Genomic DNA, 15,583 nt, shown 5'->3' with positions numbered 1-15,583 from the left:
CGTGCAAGGCGCTGCAGGGGTCAGACAGCGCCTACTCCCGCGGGAGCACGGTCACCGTCCTGTGTGGGGCGTTCCGCGGCGGACCGATCCGGAGCGATACCCCTTGATCGCAGAGGGGTTTCCCCCCGCTTTGGGGGGTGCGATCGATCCCGGCCACAAGCACGTGAGTAGTTGTGCGCACCCCGATTGTGGACACGTGCGGATGTGCCGGCGTCGGCGCGGTGAGACGGTTGCCGTGGATGTGCGCCATGAGCACCGGACACACGACAACCCATCGGAGCCGGTTTCAGCGAGCGGTCATCGTCGCCGGCGCGATCGTGGTCGCGATCCTCCTCATGCTGCTCGTGGACCGGATCTTCTTCGCGACTTCGACCACGAGCACGGGCACCGGGTCGGGCCACGCCGCCACGCAGGCGCGTTCGGTTCCGCCCTTCACCACGGTCGATCTCACCGGCGCCAACAACGTCGTCGTGCGAGTGGGGGCGAGGCAGTCGGTCGTCGTCCACGCTGACGAGAACCTGCTCGGACGCGTCACGACCAGCGTCCACGCCGGCACGCTGCTGATCGATACCACTCCCGGCGACCTCAACGCGAAGAGCCCGATGTTCGTGGTGGTGAGCGTTCCCTCGCTCGCGGGCCTGCGGCTCGACGGCGCGGGGAACATCTCCGCGAGCGGCATCGCCAATGAGCACCTGACCGTCGCGATGCCGGGCAGTGGCGTCATCGACGCGACGGGGACCACGAGGACGCTCACACTCACGATGGACGGCCAGGGAACCGCGCTGCTGCGGCGGCTCGTCGCGCGCGACGCGAACGTCGCGCTCGCAGGCAACGGCACCATCATGCTCACGGCGACGCGCAGCCTCAACGCGAAGCTCTCGGGCACCGGCGCGATCCTCTACGGCGGCAACCCTCCGCACGTCACCCAGAGCGTCACCGGGAGCGGCACCGTCAACGCTGGATGAGGCGCGGGCTCCCGGCGGGCGTGAAGCGCACGCGGATCTCGGCCCCGCCGCCATTCGCGTTGCTCGCCTCGGCGCCCCCGCCGTGGGCTTCGGCGGCCTGTCGGACGATCGCCAGGCCGAGCCCGGAACCGGGTGTCCCGCGGGAGCCGTCGGAGCGGTAGAAGCGCTCGAACACGTGGGGGAGGTCGGCAGCGGCGAATCCGGGCCCGTGGTCGCGTACCGTCAGGGTTCCGTCGCGCAGCGCGACATCGACGACGCCTCCCGGCGGGCTCCACTTGACCGCGTTGTCGAGCAGGTTGGAGATCGCGCGGTTGATGCGGTCCGGCTCGCCGCGGATCACCGTCGGCTCGAGGTCGGCGCTGAAGCTCGCGGCGACGCCGCTGCGGCTCTCCGCGCGCTCGATCAGTGCGGCGACGATGCGATCGACACGGACGTCGTCCAGGACACGGCCGGGCGTGCTTCCGCGGGCGAGGTCGACGACATCGGCGACCAGATCGGTGAGTTCGTCGAGCTCGGCCAGGATGTCCGCTCGCAACGCGGCGCGATCCTCTGGCGACAGGCGGTCGGCGCGCTCGAGGGTCTGGATGTTCGCGCGCAGGCTGGCCATCGGCGTGCGCAGCTCGTGGCTGGCGTCGGCGACCAGGTGTCGCTGCGCGTCGACGGAGCGCTGCAGCGCGTCGAGGGTGGCGTTGAAGCTCGTGGCGAGGCGGGCGAGCTCGTCGTCGCCTTCGGCTTCGATCCGCTCGCCGGGATCGAGCTTGCCGGTGATCTCCTCCGTCGTGCGGGTGAAGCGCCTGACCGGGGCCAGCGCGGCGCGCGCGACCACCGCTCCGAGCGCGGCGGCGAGCGCGATCCCCACCGCGGCGACCACGATCAGGATCGCCAGCATCTCCCGGAGCGAGTGGTCGACCTCGGTGAGCGGGCGCGCGACCTGGATCGCGCCTCGCCACGCCGGCGTCGCGCGGGTGAGCACCCGCACGCGGACCCCGCTGACGGTGGTGCTGACGAGGCTCTCCCCGGAGCCGGACCGCGCGATCGCCCGCGTGCGCGCCGAGACGGGGAGCGGCGTGGTCGCGCCCGCCGGACGCAGCACGGTTCCGTCCGCGCACACGACCTGCACGTAGCCCTCGGCGCCCCCGAGGCGCGCGTCGTCGCGATCGGTGGGGGCCGGGAACGGGTGCTCGCCGGTGCCCAGCCCGGCGCCGCACGCCGCTTCGCCGTCGCGGCCGCGGTCGGTCAGCTCGGCGGCTCGCGCGCGCAGGGCGTCGTCGATCTGGCCGTGTAGCTGCCCGCGCACGGCGAAGAAGATCGCGACGGCGGCGAAGAGCACCGAGACCGCGACGGCGAGGCCGGCGACGGCGGCGATGCGGTGGCGCAGGCTCATGGCTCGCGCAGGACGTAGCCGACGCCGTACACCGTGTGGATCAGCGGCCGCGCGCCCAACCCCTCGAGCTTGCGTCGTAGATATCCGACGTAGACGCGCAAGGCGTTGGAGGCCGGGCCGAAGTCGTAGCCCCAGACCCGCTCGTAGATGATGTCGTGCGGCAGGACCTGCCGGGGGTTGCGCAGCAACAGCTCCAGCAGCTGGTACTCCGTGCGCGTCAGCTCGGCAAAGCGCTCACCGACGACCACGCCGTGGCGTTCCGGGTCGAGACGGAGCTCGTGGAACGTGGGTGCGGCGGCCTGCTCCTGGGCGTTCGTGCGCCGCAGGAGGGCGCGCAGGCGGGCCTGGAGCTCACCGAGGTCGAACGGCTTGACCAGGTAGTCGTCGGCGCCCGCGTCGAGCCCGTCGATGCGATCCTCGATCGCGTCGCGGGCGGTGAGGAGCAGCACCGGGACCCGATCGCCGGCGGCCCGGAGCCTGCGGCACAGCTCGAGCCCGTCGATGCCCGGCAGCCCGATGTCGAGCACGACCGCGTCCGGGCGCCGCGCGGCGATCGAAGCGAGCGCTTCGTCGCCACTGGCCGCGTCGTCGACCTCATAGCCCTCGAGCGTGAGCGCACGTCGCAACGCGGCGCGGAGGGCGCGGTCGTCATCGATGATCAGCAGGCGCACGGACACACACAAGTGTGCTCGCCGGGGTCCGTCACGCGCCCTCGCGGGCGGCGCGCAGGCGCAGCGCGAGCGTCGGGCAGGCGGCCACCGCGCGGCGCGCGTGGACGAGCAACTCCTCGGTGATCGGCGCGTCGTCGAGCATCGGGTAGCCCCAGTCGTCGAGCTCGATCCGCTCGGGGAACAGCTCGGCGCACGCCCCGTGCCCCGTGCACGCGATCGGGTCCACGGTCACGCGCCACGTCATGCCGCCAGCTCCCTCCCGAGGTTCGGGACGGCGAGCACGGGCTCGGCATCGCAGGCATCGCAGCGACCGAAGCGGCGATGGTCCTCGAACTCGCCCGCGAACACGTCGAGACCGCTGCGCACGAAGCGCACGACCCCGTCCGGGTGGCGACAGGCGCCGCGTCCGGTCACGTGATCGCCCCAGCGCTCGAGCTGGGCGAACACATCGCGGGCGGCGATCCCTGTCTGGAGCGACTCGATCGCGCCGGCGATCGCCTCCAGCCCGTACATGCACGGGCCGCATTGCCGCGCGTTCGCGTCGGCCATCCAGCGGACCACGCGGCTGAGCTCGGCCACCGGGCACGCGTCGGCGCCCAGCGCCACGATCACGCCGGGTCCGAGTGTGGCATCGAGCCGCGCCGGGGCGCCGGTGCTCAGCCACGTCCCGTGGTAGCCACCGAAGAGGACGGCTCGGAGCGGCGAGCTCGCACCGCCGGCCGCCGCGATGACGTGCTCGACCGGCGTCCCGAGAGCGGCCTCGTAGACCGCGGGGCGCGCGACGGCGCCGCTGACCGTGACCAGCGCCGTACCCGGGTGCTCCGGCGTCCCCAGCTCCCGGAACCACGCCGCGCCGTGGCGCGCGATCAGCGCGACGTGGGCGAGCGTCTCGACGTTGGAGACCAGCGTCGGGCGGCGAGCGAGTCCGCGCTCGTGGGGGCGCGGTGGCGTTCCGGTCGGCTTGGTCGGCCCGCCGTTGAGACCGCGCAGGAGCGCGGTCTCCTCGCCCGCCAGATACGCGTCACCGACGACGGCCATGCGCATGCGCGAGCGGTCGCCGCGGGCGGCGAGCGCGCGCGTCAACGACTCCTGCGCCGCCCACGCGGAGCGTTTGACGGCGATCACGATGTCTCGGGCGCCGACCGCCTCGGCGGCCAGCGCGGCGCCGTCGAGGACGAGCTGCGGGGCGACGACGAGCAGCTGCTGGTCCTTCGCGCTCATGGGCTCGCCCTCGGTCGCATTGGCCACGACCGCGCAGCGCCCACGGGCCTGCGCGACGGCTCGTAGCTTGACCGCGGTCGGGAAGGCCGCGCCGCCGCGACCGCGCAGCCCGGCGGCGGCGACCGCGTCGATCAGACCCGCGCCGCGGTACGCGACGTCCAGGCCGCCGGCATGACCGGAGAGCAGTCGCGGGTTCATCGCACCGGCTGCCCCGAGACCGTCCCGGTGACGGCGTCGCCGTCGAGCGTGAGCGCGACCCGCAGGCGCACCGCTCGTCCGTCGGTCGATCCTACGAGCGCCTCGAGCCGCGTCCCATCGAGCGCGTCGATGCGGCCCTGGAACTCGCCCGGGTGCTGCGGAGGGCCGAGCGCCACGGCGCTGCGGCGCATGATCACACCGCCGCCCGCGGCGGGGTCGCCGGCGACGCGCACCCGCAGCCGCCCTGCCACACCGTCGGTCAGGCGGATGCGCAGGTCCACGACCGCCTGGCCGTCGGCGCTCATGCCCTGGGTGATCGTGCCGCGCAGGCCGGCGGTGAAGCTGCGCGTGAGTGCGGGCGGGGCGGTTCGCGCGGCGACGGGAGCGAGCGGCCGGGCGCGCGGGAGCAGCCGTTGCGGCGTGCCGGCGCGACGCGCCCACCCGTCGGCCAGCGGGCCGGCGGGCAGCCACAGCGCCACGAACGCGACGGCGCCGGAGATCGCCGCCACCGCCGCGATCCGTACGGGTCGCCGCTCCGGCCACCCGCCGGCCAACCGCCACGTCAGCGCGGCGATCACCACGGCGACGCAGCCGATCGTGATCGCCAGCATCCAGGATGTGCGGGCGTCCGAGCCGGTGCCCCAGCCGTGGACCAGCGCGACGGGCCAGCACGCGTAGGCCAGCCAGTGCACGCCCCGCCAGGCACGCAGCCCGAGTCGCCTCCGGAGCAGGCTCGTCACGGTGAGCGCGATCAACAGGTCCGCGGCGAGCGCGCCCAGGCCGAGCCACAGCGGCCGGTAGGCGCCGGCGAACGGCAGGACCGCGTCGAGCCAGCGGATCGGGGCGAACCCGTCGAGCACCGCGCTCAAGACATGCACGCCGAGCAGTGCCACCACCAGCAGCGAGATCGAGCGATGCAGCATCACGACGACGAAGCGCGGGGTGCCCGGCGCCGCCCAGCGCAGCGTCTGCAGGATCCCGAGGACGACCGAGGCGGTCAGCGCCAGCAGCGTCACGATCCCGGTGGCCCGGTTGAGGTACCACCACGCGGACGGTGCCGCGGCCGCGATCACGAGGGCCATCCTGACGTCGTCTGTTCCTCGCCCGAGACGCTGACGAGCCGGGCGGGCAGACCCGCTCGCGCGAGCCACGCCGGTGCCGCCGGGCCGAGGACGATCGCCGCTGTGCTGGCGATGTTGGCGTCGACGCACGTCGCCGCCGCGACCGACACCGCCCGCCAGTGCTCGACGGCGGGAGCGCCGAGGCGCGGGTCGATGATGTGGTGGGCATCGCCGGCGCGCCGCCGCCAGCGTCGCGCCGTCGTGCTCGACGTCGCCAGGCCGCCGGAGACCAGGAGGAGATCCTGCGCGGGCTCGACCACCCGCACCGCCCATCCCGCCGGCGGCGCGAGCCCCGCCGCCGCCAGATCGCCCCCCAGGTTCACGAGCACCCCGGGCGCGCCGCTCGCCGCCAGCGCGCGTTCGGCGGCCCGGTCCGCGGCGAACGCCTTCGCGGTCGCGCCCAAGTCCAGGCGCACGCCGGCGGGCACGCGGACGGTGCCCGCGTCGCGATCGAGCGCGACCGTCCGCCACCCGGCGACGCGCGCCGCCCGCACGCGGCGAACGCGTGACGCGCGCACCAGCGCGAAGTCGCGGTCATAGCCCGCCAGCACGAGCGCGTCGCCGATCGTGGGATCGACGAGGCCACCGGTCAGCGCCGCCGCGCGCAGCGCAACCGCGACCGCGTCCTGCAACAGCGGTGACACCGCGACGGCTCGGCCCTGGGCCGCGTTGATCGCCGCCAGCTCCGAGTCGTCGCGAAAGCGACTGCACGCGGCGTCGATCGCGGCCAGCTCGGCGATGACCGCGCGGCGCGCGGCGGCCAGCGCGGCGCGATCGGGCACGACCACCCCGACCGTCGTGCCGATGGCCCGCCAATGCGCCGCGGTCATGATCCCTGTGACACCTCCGGCGCCGTCGCGGCCGGGTCCGGAACGGAAGCGCTCGGGGGCTGCGCCGGCGGCTGCAGCGGCGCGGGGTCGCCTTCGATCGCGGGGATGGAGTCAGGCCCGGGCACCCGGGACCGGGACGCGCCGGGCTGGTCGACTCGGCTCGCCGCCACGGTGCGCGGGTGACCGCTGAACGCACGTGCCGCCACGACCGAGAACACTCCGGAGAGCGCGGCCGCGCCGGCGACCACCGCCACGATCGCGGCCTGCGTCCGGCGAACCGCGAGATCGCGGGCGCGTGAACGTCGCTGGGTGTCTCGGTCGGCCATACCACCGACCCTGATCGGAGGCCATAAGAACTCTGTAGGAGCGTGCCCGTGTAGGGACACGGCTCCGGCGGGCTGACCGCGTCAGCGCGCCTCGAGCACCACGACGGGGATGACGCGCCCGCCCGCCCGCGCCTGGTAGGCCGCGTAGCCCGAGTAGTGATCGCACACGATCGGCCACAGCCGCTCGCGCTCCTGCGCGTCGGCCTCACGCGCACGCATCGCTTGCGGCTCGCCGTTGACCGTCACCGTGACGTCCGGGTTCACGCGCAGGTTGTGCAGCCACGCGGGGTGGTGCGCGGCACCGGCCTTGGATGCGACCAGCAGGATCGCGTCACCCCACTTGGTGCCCAGGAGCGGGACGGTTCGCTCGATGCCGCTCTTCGCCCCGCGCACGTGCAACAGCACGTAGGTCTGTCCCATCCCGGTCGAGATGCGGCCGCGGCTCAACCGCAGCAGCGGCCGGTCGACCGTGGGCAGGACGTTGATGAACAGCCAGCCGCCCAACCGGGTCTGCGCGAACGCCTGCAGGACGCGATCGAAGCGGGACTTCTCCGACTGTGGGCGGTAGTCGCGCATCCGGCGCGGACCGTACACACTGCTCGTGCGGCGGAGGTGAACGCTCAGACGTGGTTGGTCGCGGGAGGGCGGTCGGCAAGGGGCGCGCCGGGCCTCCCGCCCTCGGCGACGAAGGAGGTCAAGTACCGGCCCGCGACCTTGCCCTGCGGCCACCAGAGCTGGCTGCGAGCGACTCCTGGCGGCACGCCGCGCAGTGGGCGGATGATGCCGTCGGCCTCGTCGAGGTCACGGCGCAGGTAGAGCGGGCGCTCGCCCGTGAGCAGAACACCGCGCAGGATGCGCCGATACGGGCGCGGGATCAGCGCCGCGCCGACCTCGGCCGCGATCGCCTCGGCGGCGGCGTCGGCCTGTTGTGTGGCGAGGCCGCCTTGCTTGATCGGCTCGGTCGTGACATCGCCGGCGGCGAACACGTGCGGAACTCCGATGACGCGGGCGTTGGCGTTGGTCGGGATGAACCCGCGTTCGTCGCCCGGGAGGCCTTCGATGAAGCGACCCTGCATGCGCGGGAGTGAGATCACCGCGTCGGCGGCGATGAGCGAGCCATCGCTGATCGCGAGCGCGCCGTCGACGTACTCGACCGCGTGGGTGCGGCCGATGAACTCGATCCCGGCCCGGTGAAGCAGGCGTGCGAGCGCATCCGATGCGACCGGGCCGAAGACGTCGAGTGGCCGCGGCTCAGGAGTGACGACGGTGACGTCCGGGCCATCCGGGAACTCGTGCGCGGTCAGCAGAGCGAGCTCGTAGAGCGGCAGGATCCAGCCCGCCCCGGCTGGTGCCACGAAGACGACGCGCGAGGTCGCACCGCGGATCGACCCCTCGACCGCGCCGGCACTGATCGAACCGCGGAACGTGACCGCGCCCGGCACACCGTCGATGGCGTGGGCGCCGGGAGCGACCACGAGGCGGTCATACGTCAGCCGGCCGCCGTCGGTCGTGCGCACCTCGCGATGGTCCGCGTCGACGGCGGCAAGCGCGCCGCGGTGGCGGACGACGCCGAGCGCCGACAACTCGTCGAGCGGCACCCGCGGTGCGGGAGCACCGCTGAACGGCGACAGGACCGAGGACGGGCGCTCGACGTACTCGCCCGTCGGCGCCAGCATCTCGATTCTCACCCGCGAACCCGCGAGCACACGCAGCGCAAGCACGGTCTCGAGGGCCGCCACGCCACCGCCGGCGACGAGGACGCGGAGTGGGGGAGCGTGGAGCGGGGCGGACATGTGCGGCACCTTCACGGAGTGGGTTGAGCTGACTCGAGCCTGAATTCGGGGTGGGCGGTGAGGTACGGGGCGAGCTCGCGGCCGGAGATCTTGTGCGGCGGCCACCACGGCGCGTCATCGGAGGCATGGCCACGGTCACCTGCGCCGTGCCGCAAATAGCGCGGCCGGCCGCCGGTGAGCAGCATCGCGCGCAGGACGGGGCGGTAGCGCTCGGCCTCGACGTCCGCGCCGGCGGCGGCGGCGATCGCGGCCGCGGCGATGTCCGCCTGCTGCGTGGCCAGGCCGCCCTGCTTCAGCGGCCGGCTCGTCATGTCACCCGCCGCGTACACGTCGTCCACGCCACGCACCCGCCCATGCTCATCGACCTCGACGAACCCGGCGGAGTCGCATGGGAGCCCGGGGATCGCGGGGCCCGCGAGCCGCGGCAAGGCGACCGCCAGGTCGACCGGCAGCCCGCCTTCGATGCTGACCCAGAGGCGGCCGTCCTCGACGGCCTCGACGAAGGCGCCGGTCCAGAGGCGCACGCCCGCTTCGTCCAACAGCTGCGCGACGTCGGCCGCGGCCCGGTCGCCAAAGGCGCTCAGCGGGCGATGCTCGTAGGTCACCACCCACACCTCGATCGACGCGGGCCGCGTCGCGCTCCAGTGCGCGGTCATCAAGGCGAGCTCGTACATGGGCAACGTCCACCCGGTCTCCGGGCCTGACACGAACGCGACCCGGCACGGGTCGGGCCCGAGACGCCCGAGCGCATCGCGCAGCCGCGCGCTGTCCTGCGGGCCGCGGAACGTCAGCGCGCCAGGGACAGCCTCCTCCGGCCGGGCACCGATCGCGAGGAGCAGCGTGTCGTAGGGCACCCACTCGTCGTCGCACAGGACCCGATGGCCCTCGGCATCGACCGCACGCAACGGGCCGACCCTGAAGCCGATCCCTCGCTCGGCCGCGATGCCACGGAGAGAGAAACGCTCGGGCGGCGCGAGTCCGAAGGGCTCGGCGACGGACACGGGGCGGTAGACGAAGTCTTCGCGATCGCTCAGCAGGGTGATGTGGACGCGCTCGCCGGCCAGGCGTTGGACCGCCATGGCGCCTTCGAGCGCTGCCGGCCCACCACCGGCGATCAGCAGTTCGGAACGGTCCGGCATGCCCTCAACCTAGGCGCGCCGACCGGCCCCGGCATCCGTCGCTACATGCGGACAGACTGCGGGTTTCCCGCACACATGAACCGCGCTTGTCCCGGACGAATCAAGCGCTGCGGGCACCTAGCGTTGCACCATGCCCACCAACGTCCTGATCGCCGGTGGCGGACCCGCCGCGCTGGAAGCCGCCCTCGCCTTGAGCCGGCTGGCCGGCGATCGCGTCACGACGACGCTCCTCGCACCCGAGCTGAACCTCACCTACCGCCCTCTGAGCGTGCTGTCGCCGTTCGCCGCCGGCGGCGCGCCGACCTACCCGCTCAAGCGCATCGCGACCGACGCCGGCTTCGAGCACTTCCGCGGCCGGCTGGCGCGCGTCGACGCGACGGCGCGCGAGGTCGTGACGACCGAAGGTGAACGGCTGGCCTACGACATGCTGCTGATGGCGTCAGGCGCCCGCCCGGTCGAGCCGTTCAAGACGGCGACGATGTTCACGGGGTCGCCGACGGATCAGGAACGTCTCCACGGCATCGTGCAGGACGTCGAAGAGGGATATCTGAAGCGTCTCGCGTTCGTCGTCCCATCCGGGAGCACGTGGCCGCTGCCGCTGTACGAGCTGGCGCTGATGCTCGCGGAACGCGCGTATGAGATGTGCGCGACGCTCGAGGTGCACGTCGTCACGCCCGAGACGGCGCCGTTGGCGATCTTCGGCAGCAAGGCCTCCGCGGAAGTGGCAAAGCTGCTCGGCGAGGCCGGCGTGAGGGTGCACGTCGGAACCGACATCGAGCTGATGACGCACGGCCGGATCCGTCTGACCGCGACCGGCGAGCAGATCGACGTCGACCGCCTGGTCACGCTGCCTCGACTCGAAGGCCCGGCGATCCCAGGCCTCCCGGCGAACGCCGAAGGCTTCCTCGTCACCGACGAGCACGGTCGCGTCGAAGGCGTCGACGACGTCTACGCCGCGGGCGACATCACCGCGTTCGCGATCAAGCAGGGCGGCATCGCCTGCCAGCAGGCGGACGCCGTGGCCGCCGACGTCGCGCGCCGCGCCGGGGCCCAGGTCGACGCCGAGCCGTTCAAACCGGTGCTGCGCGGCATGCTGCTGACCGAGCGCTGGGCACGATTCCTCCGCCACGATCCCGCCGCGGGCGACGACGTGGCCGGCCGTGCACTGTGGTGGCCGCCGACCAAGATCGCCGGACGCGAGCTCGCCGGCTACCTGGAAGCGCTCGACGAAGAGACCGGCCGCGCTCCCGGAATGCCGGTCAACGTCGACATCGGCGACGCCGGAAGCCGCAGCGTCGAGGTCCTGCACCTTCACTGAGCCATGACCGCGGTCGCAACCGACATCGAAGTCGAGGAGGTCCTGCACCGCCTTCTCGCGGCGGCGGCCGAGATGACCGGCGCGCGCTACGCCGCGCTGGGCATCCTCGACGAGCACCGATCGGGACTCGAGCGCTTCGTGACCCACGGCGTCACGGAAGCGGAGCGCCGGGCGATCGGTGCGCCGCCCCACGGCGCGGGCCTTCTCGGCGCCGTCATCGCGAATCCCCACCCGGTGCGCGTCGACGCGGTCCGCGACCATCCAGCGTCCGCGGGCTTCCCGCCGGGCCATCCACCGATGGAGAGCTTCCTCGGCGTGCCCGTGATGTTGCACGACGAGGCGTGGGGCAACCTCTACCTCTGCGACAAAGCGGACGGCGAGCCGTTCACGCTCGCGGACCAGGATGCCGTCGTCGCGCTGGCGGAGTGGGCCGCGACCGCGATCGACAACGCCCGCAACCTGAAGGAGAGCGAGCGCCGGCGCGTACAGCTCGAGGGGCTCGTACGCCGCCTCGAGGCCACGACCGCGATCGCTCGCGCCCTCGGCGGCGAGACCGATCTGAACCGGATCCTGCGGTTGATCGTCGAGCGCGGCTGCGGGATCCTCGAGGCGCGCGGCCTCGTGATCTTCCTGCGCGAGGCGAGCGGGATGGTCGCGGCGGCCGAAGCAGGCGAGGTCCCCGCCGCGCTCCGCGATCCGTTCGGCCTCGCCGCAGCCGGCGGCACGCTCGTGCCGTTGCTCTACCACGGCCGGACGCTCGGGATGCTGGTCGCCTTCGGCGCACACTCGGACCCCGACGACGCGGCACTGCTGCAGGCGTTCGCCGCCAGCGCCGCGACCGCCGTCGCCACGGCCCGCAGCGTGGAGGAGCAACGCGTGCACGACGCGATGGACGCGGCCGAGAACGAACGCAAGCGCTGGGCGCGCGAGCTCCACGACGACACCTTGCAAGGTCTCGGCGGACTGCGGATGCTGCTCGTCGCCGCGTCGCGGATCGATGATCCCGGCCGGTTGCACAGCGCGGTCCGCGACGCGGTCGTGCGGATCGAAGGCGAGATCGACAGCCTGCGTGGGCTGATCCGCGAGCTGCGGCCCGCGGCACTCGACGATCTGGGGCTCGCCGCCGCCATCGAAGGCCTCGTCACCCGCGCCACCGAGCGGGAGGCCGTCGACGTGCATGCGACCGTGCGCCTGCCGCCGGAGCGCTACGCGCCGGACCTGGAGACGGCGATCTATCGCATCGTCCAAGAAGCGCTGGGCAACGCGATCCGGCACGCCCACGCGACCAGGGTCGCGATCGCCATCGGCGATGACTCGGGCGTCGTGCGCCTGCGCGTGACCGACGACGGCCACGGCTTCGATCCTGAGCGTCCGGCGGACGGGTTCGGCCTGGCCGGGATGCGCGAACGCGTAGCAATGCTGCGCGGCGACCTCGAGATCGCCTCATCAGCCGACGGGACGACGGTCTCGGCGGCGATTCCGGCTCCGTAGTCCGCCACATCGGAGCGCGGCGTTGCGCCGATGGCGGGTCAGATCGTGCGGCGTACGGTCGGATCATGACCCGCAATCGACAGCCTCAGGTCGTCGTCGCCGGTGGCGGCGTCGCCGCGCTCGAGTTCGTCCTCGCGCTGCGGGCACTGGCGGGTGATGCCATCCAGCTCACCGTCGTCGCGCCCGATCCCGACTTCGTCCTGCGACCGGCACTCGTCGCCGCCCCGCTCGGTGTCGGCCGCTATTGGCGGCGCCCGTTGAGCCAGTTCGCGAGCGAGCTGGGGTTCTCGCTCGTGACCGCCGCCGTGCGCGCGGTGGATCACGACCACCGCCGGATCATCGATCGGACCGGTGACGCGTTGGGCTACGACACGCTCGTCCTGGCGCTGGGAGCGAGGACCCTCCCCACCTTCGACGATGCCATCCATCTCGGAGACGCCGCGGGCGCGGAAGGCTTCCGCCACCTGCGTGATGAGATCGAGTCCGGCGACGTACGGCGTGTCGGTTTCGTCATCCCCTCGCGCGCCGGCTGGACCCTCCCGGTCTACGAGGCCGCGTTGCTCACCGCGAACGGACATGACGCGGTCTCGGTCTCGCTCTTCACCCCCGAGGACCGCCCGCTCGAGCGGTTCGGCGCGGCCGCCAGCGACGCTGTGGCTGCGGCGCTCGAACAAGCCGGCATCGAGTTCGCCGGCGGCGGCCAACGGTTCGACCCACTCACGGTCGACCGGGTCGTCTCCGTGCCGCTCGTCCGTGGGCCGGAGATTGCGGGCGTGCCCACGACAACCCTGTACGGCCTGATCCCGGTCGACAGCTTCGGGCATGTCGTCGGGTTGCGGGGGACGTACGCCATCGGCGATGCGACGGACTTTCCGGTCAAGCAGGGCGAGATCGCGTGCCAGCAGGCCGACATCGCCGCCCAGTCCGTCGCCGCGCTGTACGGCCATGCCACCACACCCAAGCGGTTCGAGCCCGAGCTTCGCGCGACGCTGCACACCGGCAAAGGCGACCCGCTGCTCCTCAACGGCGGACAGGGACCGGACAAGCTTCCCGGCGCCCACCTCGGCCCGTACCTCGCGCGCTGGGCACAGACGGCGTCACAGCCCGTCTGATGGATACCGAACAGACGTCCGTCGAGCTCCTGGAGGCCGAGCCGCCAGAGCGCGTTCTCGCTGACCTTCACGCTGCTCCGCGCCGGTTGGCATCCCGGCGACGACACGAGCGCCGGCTTGCCGCTCCACGACGACTGGCTGCGCGCGACGACGATGACCTTCGCGGGGATCGTCGCCTGCCAGGTCGGCACCGCGTTCGCCTCGCGCGTCGAACGGTCCTCGTCGCGTGCGATCGGGTTCACCAGCAACCCGCTGTTGCTCTGGGGTATCGCCTTCGAGCTCGTCTTCGCGGCGGCGCTGATCTACCCCCCGCCGCCGCAGTCGGTGTTCGGTACGCGGGCGCTCGGGCTCGGCGACCTGGCGGTGCTCACGACGTTCCCGTTCATCGTGTGGGGCGTCGACGAGCTGCGCCGATGGCGGGTGCGCGCGAGGCGGTGACGGGGTGCGCGCGGCAGCTGTGATCTTCGTCGCCTGCGCGGTGCTCGGCTGCGCCGCGCCGGCGTCTGCCGAGGATGTGGTGTTCACCGTTGGTGGGGGCGGCACCGGAGGCCCTGTTGAAGGGATGCTGGCGGCGCAATCATGGCTGGAGCCGACCGCGGTGACCGTCGAGGCCGACGGGACGGTCGTCTTCCTCGAGTCAGGTCAGCCGTGGGCGGTCGACGCTGACGGTCTCCTCCACCGCCTGCCGGCATTGGTCGCACGCGCCGAGGACATCGACGCCGAGCCTGACGGCTCGCTGCTGGCTGTGTCCACGGGACAGCTCTTCCGGCTTCCGGCCGGCATGACGACGTGGCAACTCGTGTTCACGCCCCCGCCCGCGCACGCGCCGGCCCTGAACGCCGCGCAGGCCGAGCGGGTCTCGCACATGTCGGGTGGAAGGGTCCTCGTGGGCGGAACGTACCTGTCCTGGGTGCTGGACCACGACGGCGGCACCATCGAGACGCTTCATCGTGGCGGTGGCGAAGGCGTCGCGGAGTTGGACGGCGGTGGACTCGCGTTGCTGACGGGCTACGACGGTCTGGCCATCCGCTCGGCCGGAGGTCGGTTCCGCGGCCGCTTCGAAGACGGGGTCAGCGGCGACATCCTGGCATTGCCCGGTGGTGACGTGCTCCTCGCGACCGGAGACCGGCTCCTCCGGGTGGACCAGCGGCTTCGGGTACAGCCCTACGTCTCGGTGACGCCCGGGCCAGGCATCGGTGACGGAGGGGCGCTGAGCCGCGCACTGATCGCTCCGGTGGCTCTGGCCGGCCTGCCCAGTGGCGGCTTCGTGTTCGTCGACAGAACCGCACCGTTCCTTCGCGGCCGGTTCGCGGCGTGGGCGAGCGTGCGCCGCGGGCGCTGGATCGCGGACCTCGACCGGGCCGAGACGAATCCAGAGAGCGGACTGCTCCGGTTGGCGACCAGGAGACTTCCGCGCCGCTCGGCCGTTGCGCTCACCCGGGCGACGTTCAGCTCGCTGGCGCGCGGCCGGGTCAGCTACCGCTCGTCGATCGCCGGCCAAGCGCGTCTCTGGATCCAACGAGGAGACGCGATGCTGGACTACGTGACCTTCCCGGTCGAGCGCGGCCGCGGAAGCGTGCCCCTCCCGGCGCGGCCGCCGCGCGGAGATCTGCGGGTCACCATGCAGGTCCAGAACGGGGCGAGTACCGCCACGGCCCGCTTGGCCGTGAGTACGCGGCGACGCCTCGACTTCGCGCGAGCCCGCAGGCTGATCCGTGAGCAGGCTGAGCGGAGCGGTGTCGGCGATCCAGGCGGGGGCGTCGAGAGCGAGCTCGGACGCTGTGCCATCCGCGGCACGCGGCGTCTCGATTGCGGCCTGGTGCTCACCGACTTCGACGAGCACGGGACGGTGGGCAAGCCGTACTGCGGGGGCGTGTTCTCGGCCCGCCAGCGCGTCGATGGGATGCGGATCGCGCTGTTGCGGGCACGCCGCGGGTCGGGCTGCCTGGAGCCGGCCGCCGCGGCCACGCGCCCGAGTTGAAGTTCACCCTCTTCGCGTGTGGGCAGCGCGCCG

Annotated in this window: 16 protein-coding genes; 6 read left to right on the top strand and 10 right to left on the bottom strand. The window is 73.0% G+C overall.

Annotated elements, in window-relative coordinates:
- Positions 1-248 precede the first annotated feature (248 nt).
- Positions 249-965 (top strand): GIN domain-containing protein, encoded by a 717-nt coding sequence (locus tag G569_RS0114475; RefSeq protein WP_028063932.1) that lies wholly within the window; start codon positions 249-251, stop codon positions 963-965.
- Here G569_RS0114475 and G569_RS48420 read toward each other — a convergent pair.
- The 10 genes from G569_RS48420 to G569_RS0114425 all read right to left on the bottom strand — a co-directional run bounded on the left by G569_RS48420 (position 952) and on the right by G569_RS0114425 (position 9,648).
- Entirely contained in the window at positions 952-2,349 is a 1,398-nt protein-coding gene (locus G569_RS48420) for a sensor histidine kinase (RefSeq protein ID WP_053226363.1), read from the bottom strand. The genes G569_RS0114475 and G569_RS48420 overlap by 14 nt on opposite strands.
- A complete protein-coding gene (locus G569_RS0114465; protein WP_028063931.1) occupies positions 2,346-3,020 on the bottom strand; it encodes a response regulator transcription factor in 675 nt (224 codons plus the stop codon). The genes G569_RS48420 and G569_RS0114465 overlap by 4 nt, the downstream gene beginning before the upstream one ends.
- Before the next feature lie 31 nt (positions 3,021-3,051).
- Positions 3,052-3,264: a ferredoxin gene (locus tag G569_RS0114460; RefSeq protein WP_028063930.1), complete on the bottom strand. Its 213-nt coding sequence runs from the start codon at positions 3,262-3,264 to the stop codon at positions 3,052-3,054.
- Positions 3,261-4,439, bottom strand: a complete 1,179-nt coding sequence (locus tag G569_RS65980; RefSeq protein ID WP_028063929.1) for an NADH-ubiquinone oxidoreductase-F iron-sulfur binding region domain-containing protein — start codon at positions 4,437-4,439, stop codon at positions 3,261-3,263. Before G569_RS65980 ends, G569_RS0114460 begins: the two co-directional genes overlap by 4 nt.
- Positions 4,436-5,521 (bottom strand): ferric reductase-like transmembrane domain-containing protein, encoded by a 1,086-nt coding sequence (locus G569_RS62600; RefSeq protein ID WP_064750356.1) that lies wholly within the window; start codon positions 5,519-5,521, stop codon positions 4,436-4,438. The genes G569_RS65980 and G569_RS62600 overlap by 4 nt, the downstream gene beginning before the upstream one ends.
- On the bottom strand, positions 5,509-6,390 hold the full coding sequence (locus G569_RS0114445; RefSeq protein ID WP_028063928.1) for an FAD:protein FMN transferase: 882 nt from the start codon (positions 6,388-6,390) through the stop codon (positions 5,509-5,511). The genes G569_RS62600 and G569_RS0114445 overlap by 13 nt, the downstream gene beginning before the upstream one ends.
- Positions 6,387-6,716, bottom strand: a complete 330-nt coding sequence (locus G569_RS0114440) for a hypothetical protein (RefSeq protein WP_028063927.1) — start codon at positions 6,714-6,716, stop codon at positions 6,387-6,389. The genes G569_RS0114445 and G569_RS0114440 overlap by 4 nt, the downstream gene beginning before the upstream one ends.
- A gap of 81 nt (positions 6,717-6,797) precedes the next feature.
- Positions 6,798-7,292 (bottom strand): nitroreductase/quinone reductase family protein, encoded by a 495-nt coding sequence (locus G569_RS48410; protein WP_084285004.1) that lies wholly within the window; start codon positions 7,290-7,292, stop codon positions 6,798-6,800.
- Positions 7,293-7,336: 44 nt separating this feature from the next.
- Positions 7,337-8,509: an FAD-dependent oxidoreductase gene (locus G569_RS0114430; protein WP_028063926.1), complete on the bottom strand. Its 1,173-nt coding sequence runs from the start codon at positions 8,507-8,509 to the stop codon at positions 7,337-7,339.
- An 11-nt stretch (positions 8,510-8,520) separates the two neighbouring features.
- Positions 8,521-9,648, bottom strand: a complete 1,128-nt coding sequence (locus G569_RS0114425; protein WP_028063925.1) for an NAD(P)/FAD-dependent oxidoreductase — start codon at positions 9,646-9,648, stop codon at positions 8,521-8,523.
- A gap of 130 nt (positions 9,649-9,778) precedes the next feature.
- Here G569_RS0114425 and G569_RS0114420 point away from each other — a divergent pair, with 130 nt between their 5' ends.
- The 5 genes from G569_RS0114420 (at position 9,779) to G569_RS0114400 (ending at position 15,550) form a co-directional block, all read left to right on the top strand.
- Positions 9,779-10,966, top strand: a complete 1,188-nt coding sequence (locus G569_RS0114420; RefSeq protein ID WP_028063924.1) for an FAD-dependent oxidoreductase — start codon at positions 9,779-9,781, stop codon at positions 10,964-10,966.
- 3 nt (positions 10,967-10,969) lie between these two features.
- Complete coding sequence (locus tag G569_RS0114415; RefSeq protein ID WP_028063923.1) at positions 10,970-12,457, top strand: GAF domain-containing sensor histidine kinase; 1,488 nt, start codon at positions 10,970-10,972, stop codon at positions 12,455-12,457.
- 65 nt (positions 12,458-12,522) lie between these two features.
- Positions 12,523-13,569 carry an FAD-dependent oxidoreductase gene (locus tag G569_RS0114410; RefSeq protein WP_028063922.1) on the top strand — a complete coding sequence of 349 codons (1,047 nt, stop codon included), beginning with the start codon at positions 12,523-12,525 and terminating at the stop codon, positions 13,567-13,569.
- A 3-nt stretch (positions 13,570-13,572) separates the two neighbouring features.
- Positions 13,573-14,007, top strand: a complete 435-nt coding sequence (locus tag G569_RS0114405) for a cation transporting ATPase C-terminal domain-containing protein (protein WP_084284942.1) — start codon at positions 13,573-13,575, stop codon at positions 14,005-14,007.
- Positions 14,008-14,011: 4 nt separating this feature from the next.
- Positions 14,012-15,550: a hypothetical protein gene (locus G569_RS0114400; RefSeq protein WP_157592040.1), complete on the top strand. Its 1,539-nt coding sequence runs from the start codon at positions 14,012-14,014 to the stop codon at positions 15,548-15,550.
- The last annotated feature ends 33 nt before the right edge of the window (positions 15,551-15,583 follow it).

This window comes from Solirubrobacter soli DSM 22325 (genome assembly GCF_000423665.1).
GTDB lineage: Bacteria > Actinomycetota > Thermoleophilia > Solirubrobacterales > Solirubrobacteraceae > Solirubrobacter > Solirubrobacter soli.
This window is presented reverse-complemented; position numbering and strand designations above follow the sequence as displayed.

Excerpts from the sequence above, each read along its gene's own strand:
- G569_RS0114430 (WP_028063926.1), bottom strand. The coding sequence starts at position 8,509 with ATGTCCGCCCCGCTCCACGCTCCCCCACTCCGCGTCCTCGTCGCCGGC.
- G569_RS0114415 (WP_028063923.1), top strand. The coding sequence starts at position 10,970 with ATGACCGCGGTCGCAACCGACATCGAAGTCGAGGAGGTCCTGCACCGC.
- G569_RS0114475 (WP_028063932.1), top strand. The coding sequence starts at position 249 with ATGAGCACCGGACACACGACAACCCATCGGAGCCGGTTTCAGCGAGCG.
- G569_RS0114420 (WP_028063924.1), top strand. The coding sequence starts at position 9,779 with ATGCCCACCAACGTCCTGATCGCCGGTGGCGGACCCGCCGCGCTGGAA.
- G569_RS62600 (WP_064750356.1), bottom strand. The coding sequence starts at position 5,521 with ATGGCCCTCGTGATCGCGGCCGCGGCACCGTCCGCGTGGTGGTACCTC.
- G569_RS0114440 (WP_028063927.1), bottom strand. The coding sequence starts at position 6,716 with ATGGCCGACCGAGACACCCAGCGACGTTCACGCGCCCGCGATCTCGCG.
- G569_RS48420 (WP_053226363.1), bottom strand. The coding sequence starts at position 2,349 with ATGAGCCTGCGCCACCGCATCGCCGCCGTCGCCGGCCTCGCCGTCGCG.
- G569_RS0114425 (WP_028063925.1), bottom strand. The coding sequence starts at position 9,648 with ATGCCGGACCGTTCCGAACTGCTGATCGCCGGTGGTGGGCCGGCAGCG.
- G569_RS0114460 (WP_028063930.1), bottom strand. The coding sequence starts at position 3,264 with ATGACGTGGCGCGTGACCGTGGACCCGATCGCGTGCACGGGGCACGGG.
- G569_RS65980 (WP_028063929.1), bottom strand. The coding sequence starts at position 4,439 with ATGAACCCGCGACTGCTCTCCGGTCATGCCGGCGGCCTGGACGTCGCG.
- G569_RS0114410 (WP_028063922.1), top strand. The coding sequence starts at position 12,523 with ATGACCCGCAATCGACAGCCTCAGGTCGTCGTCGCCGGTGGCGGCGTC.
- G569_RS0114445 (WP_028063928.1), bottom strand. The coding sequence starts at position 6,390 with ATGACCGCGGCGCATTGGCGGGCCATCGGCACGACGGTCGGGGTGGTC.
- G569_RS48410 (WP_084285004.1), bottom strand. The coding sequence starts at position 7,292 with ATGCGCGACTACCGCCCACAGTCGGAGAAGTCCCGCTTCGATCGCGTC.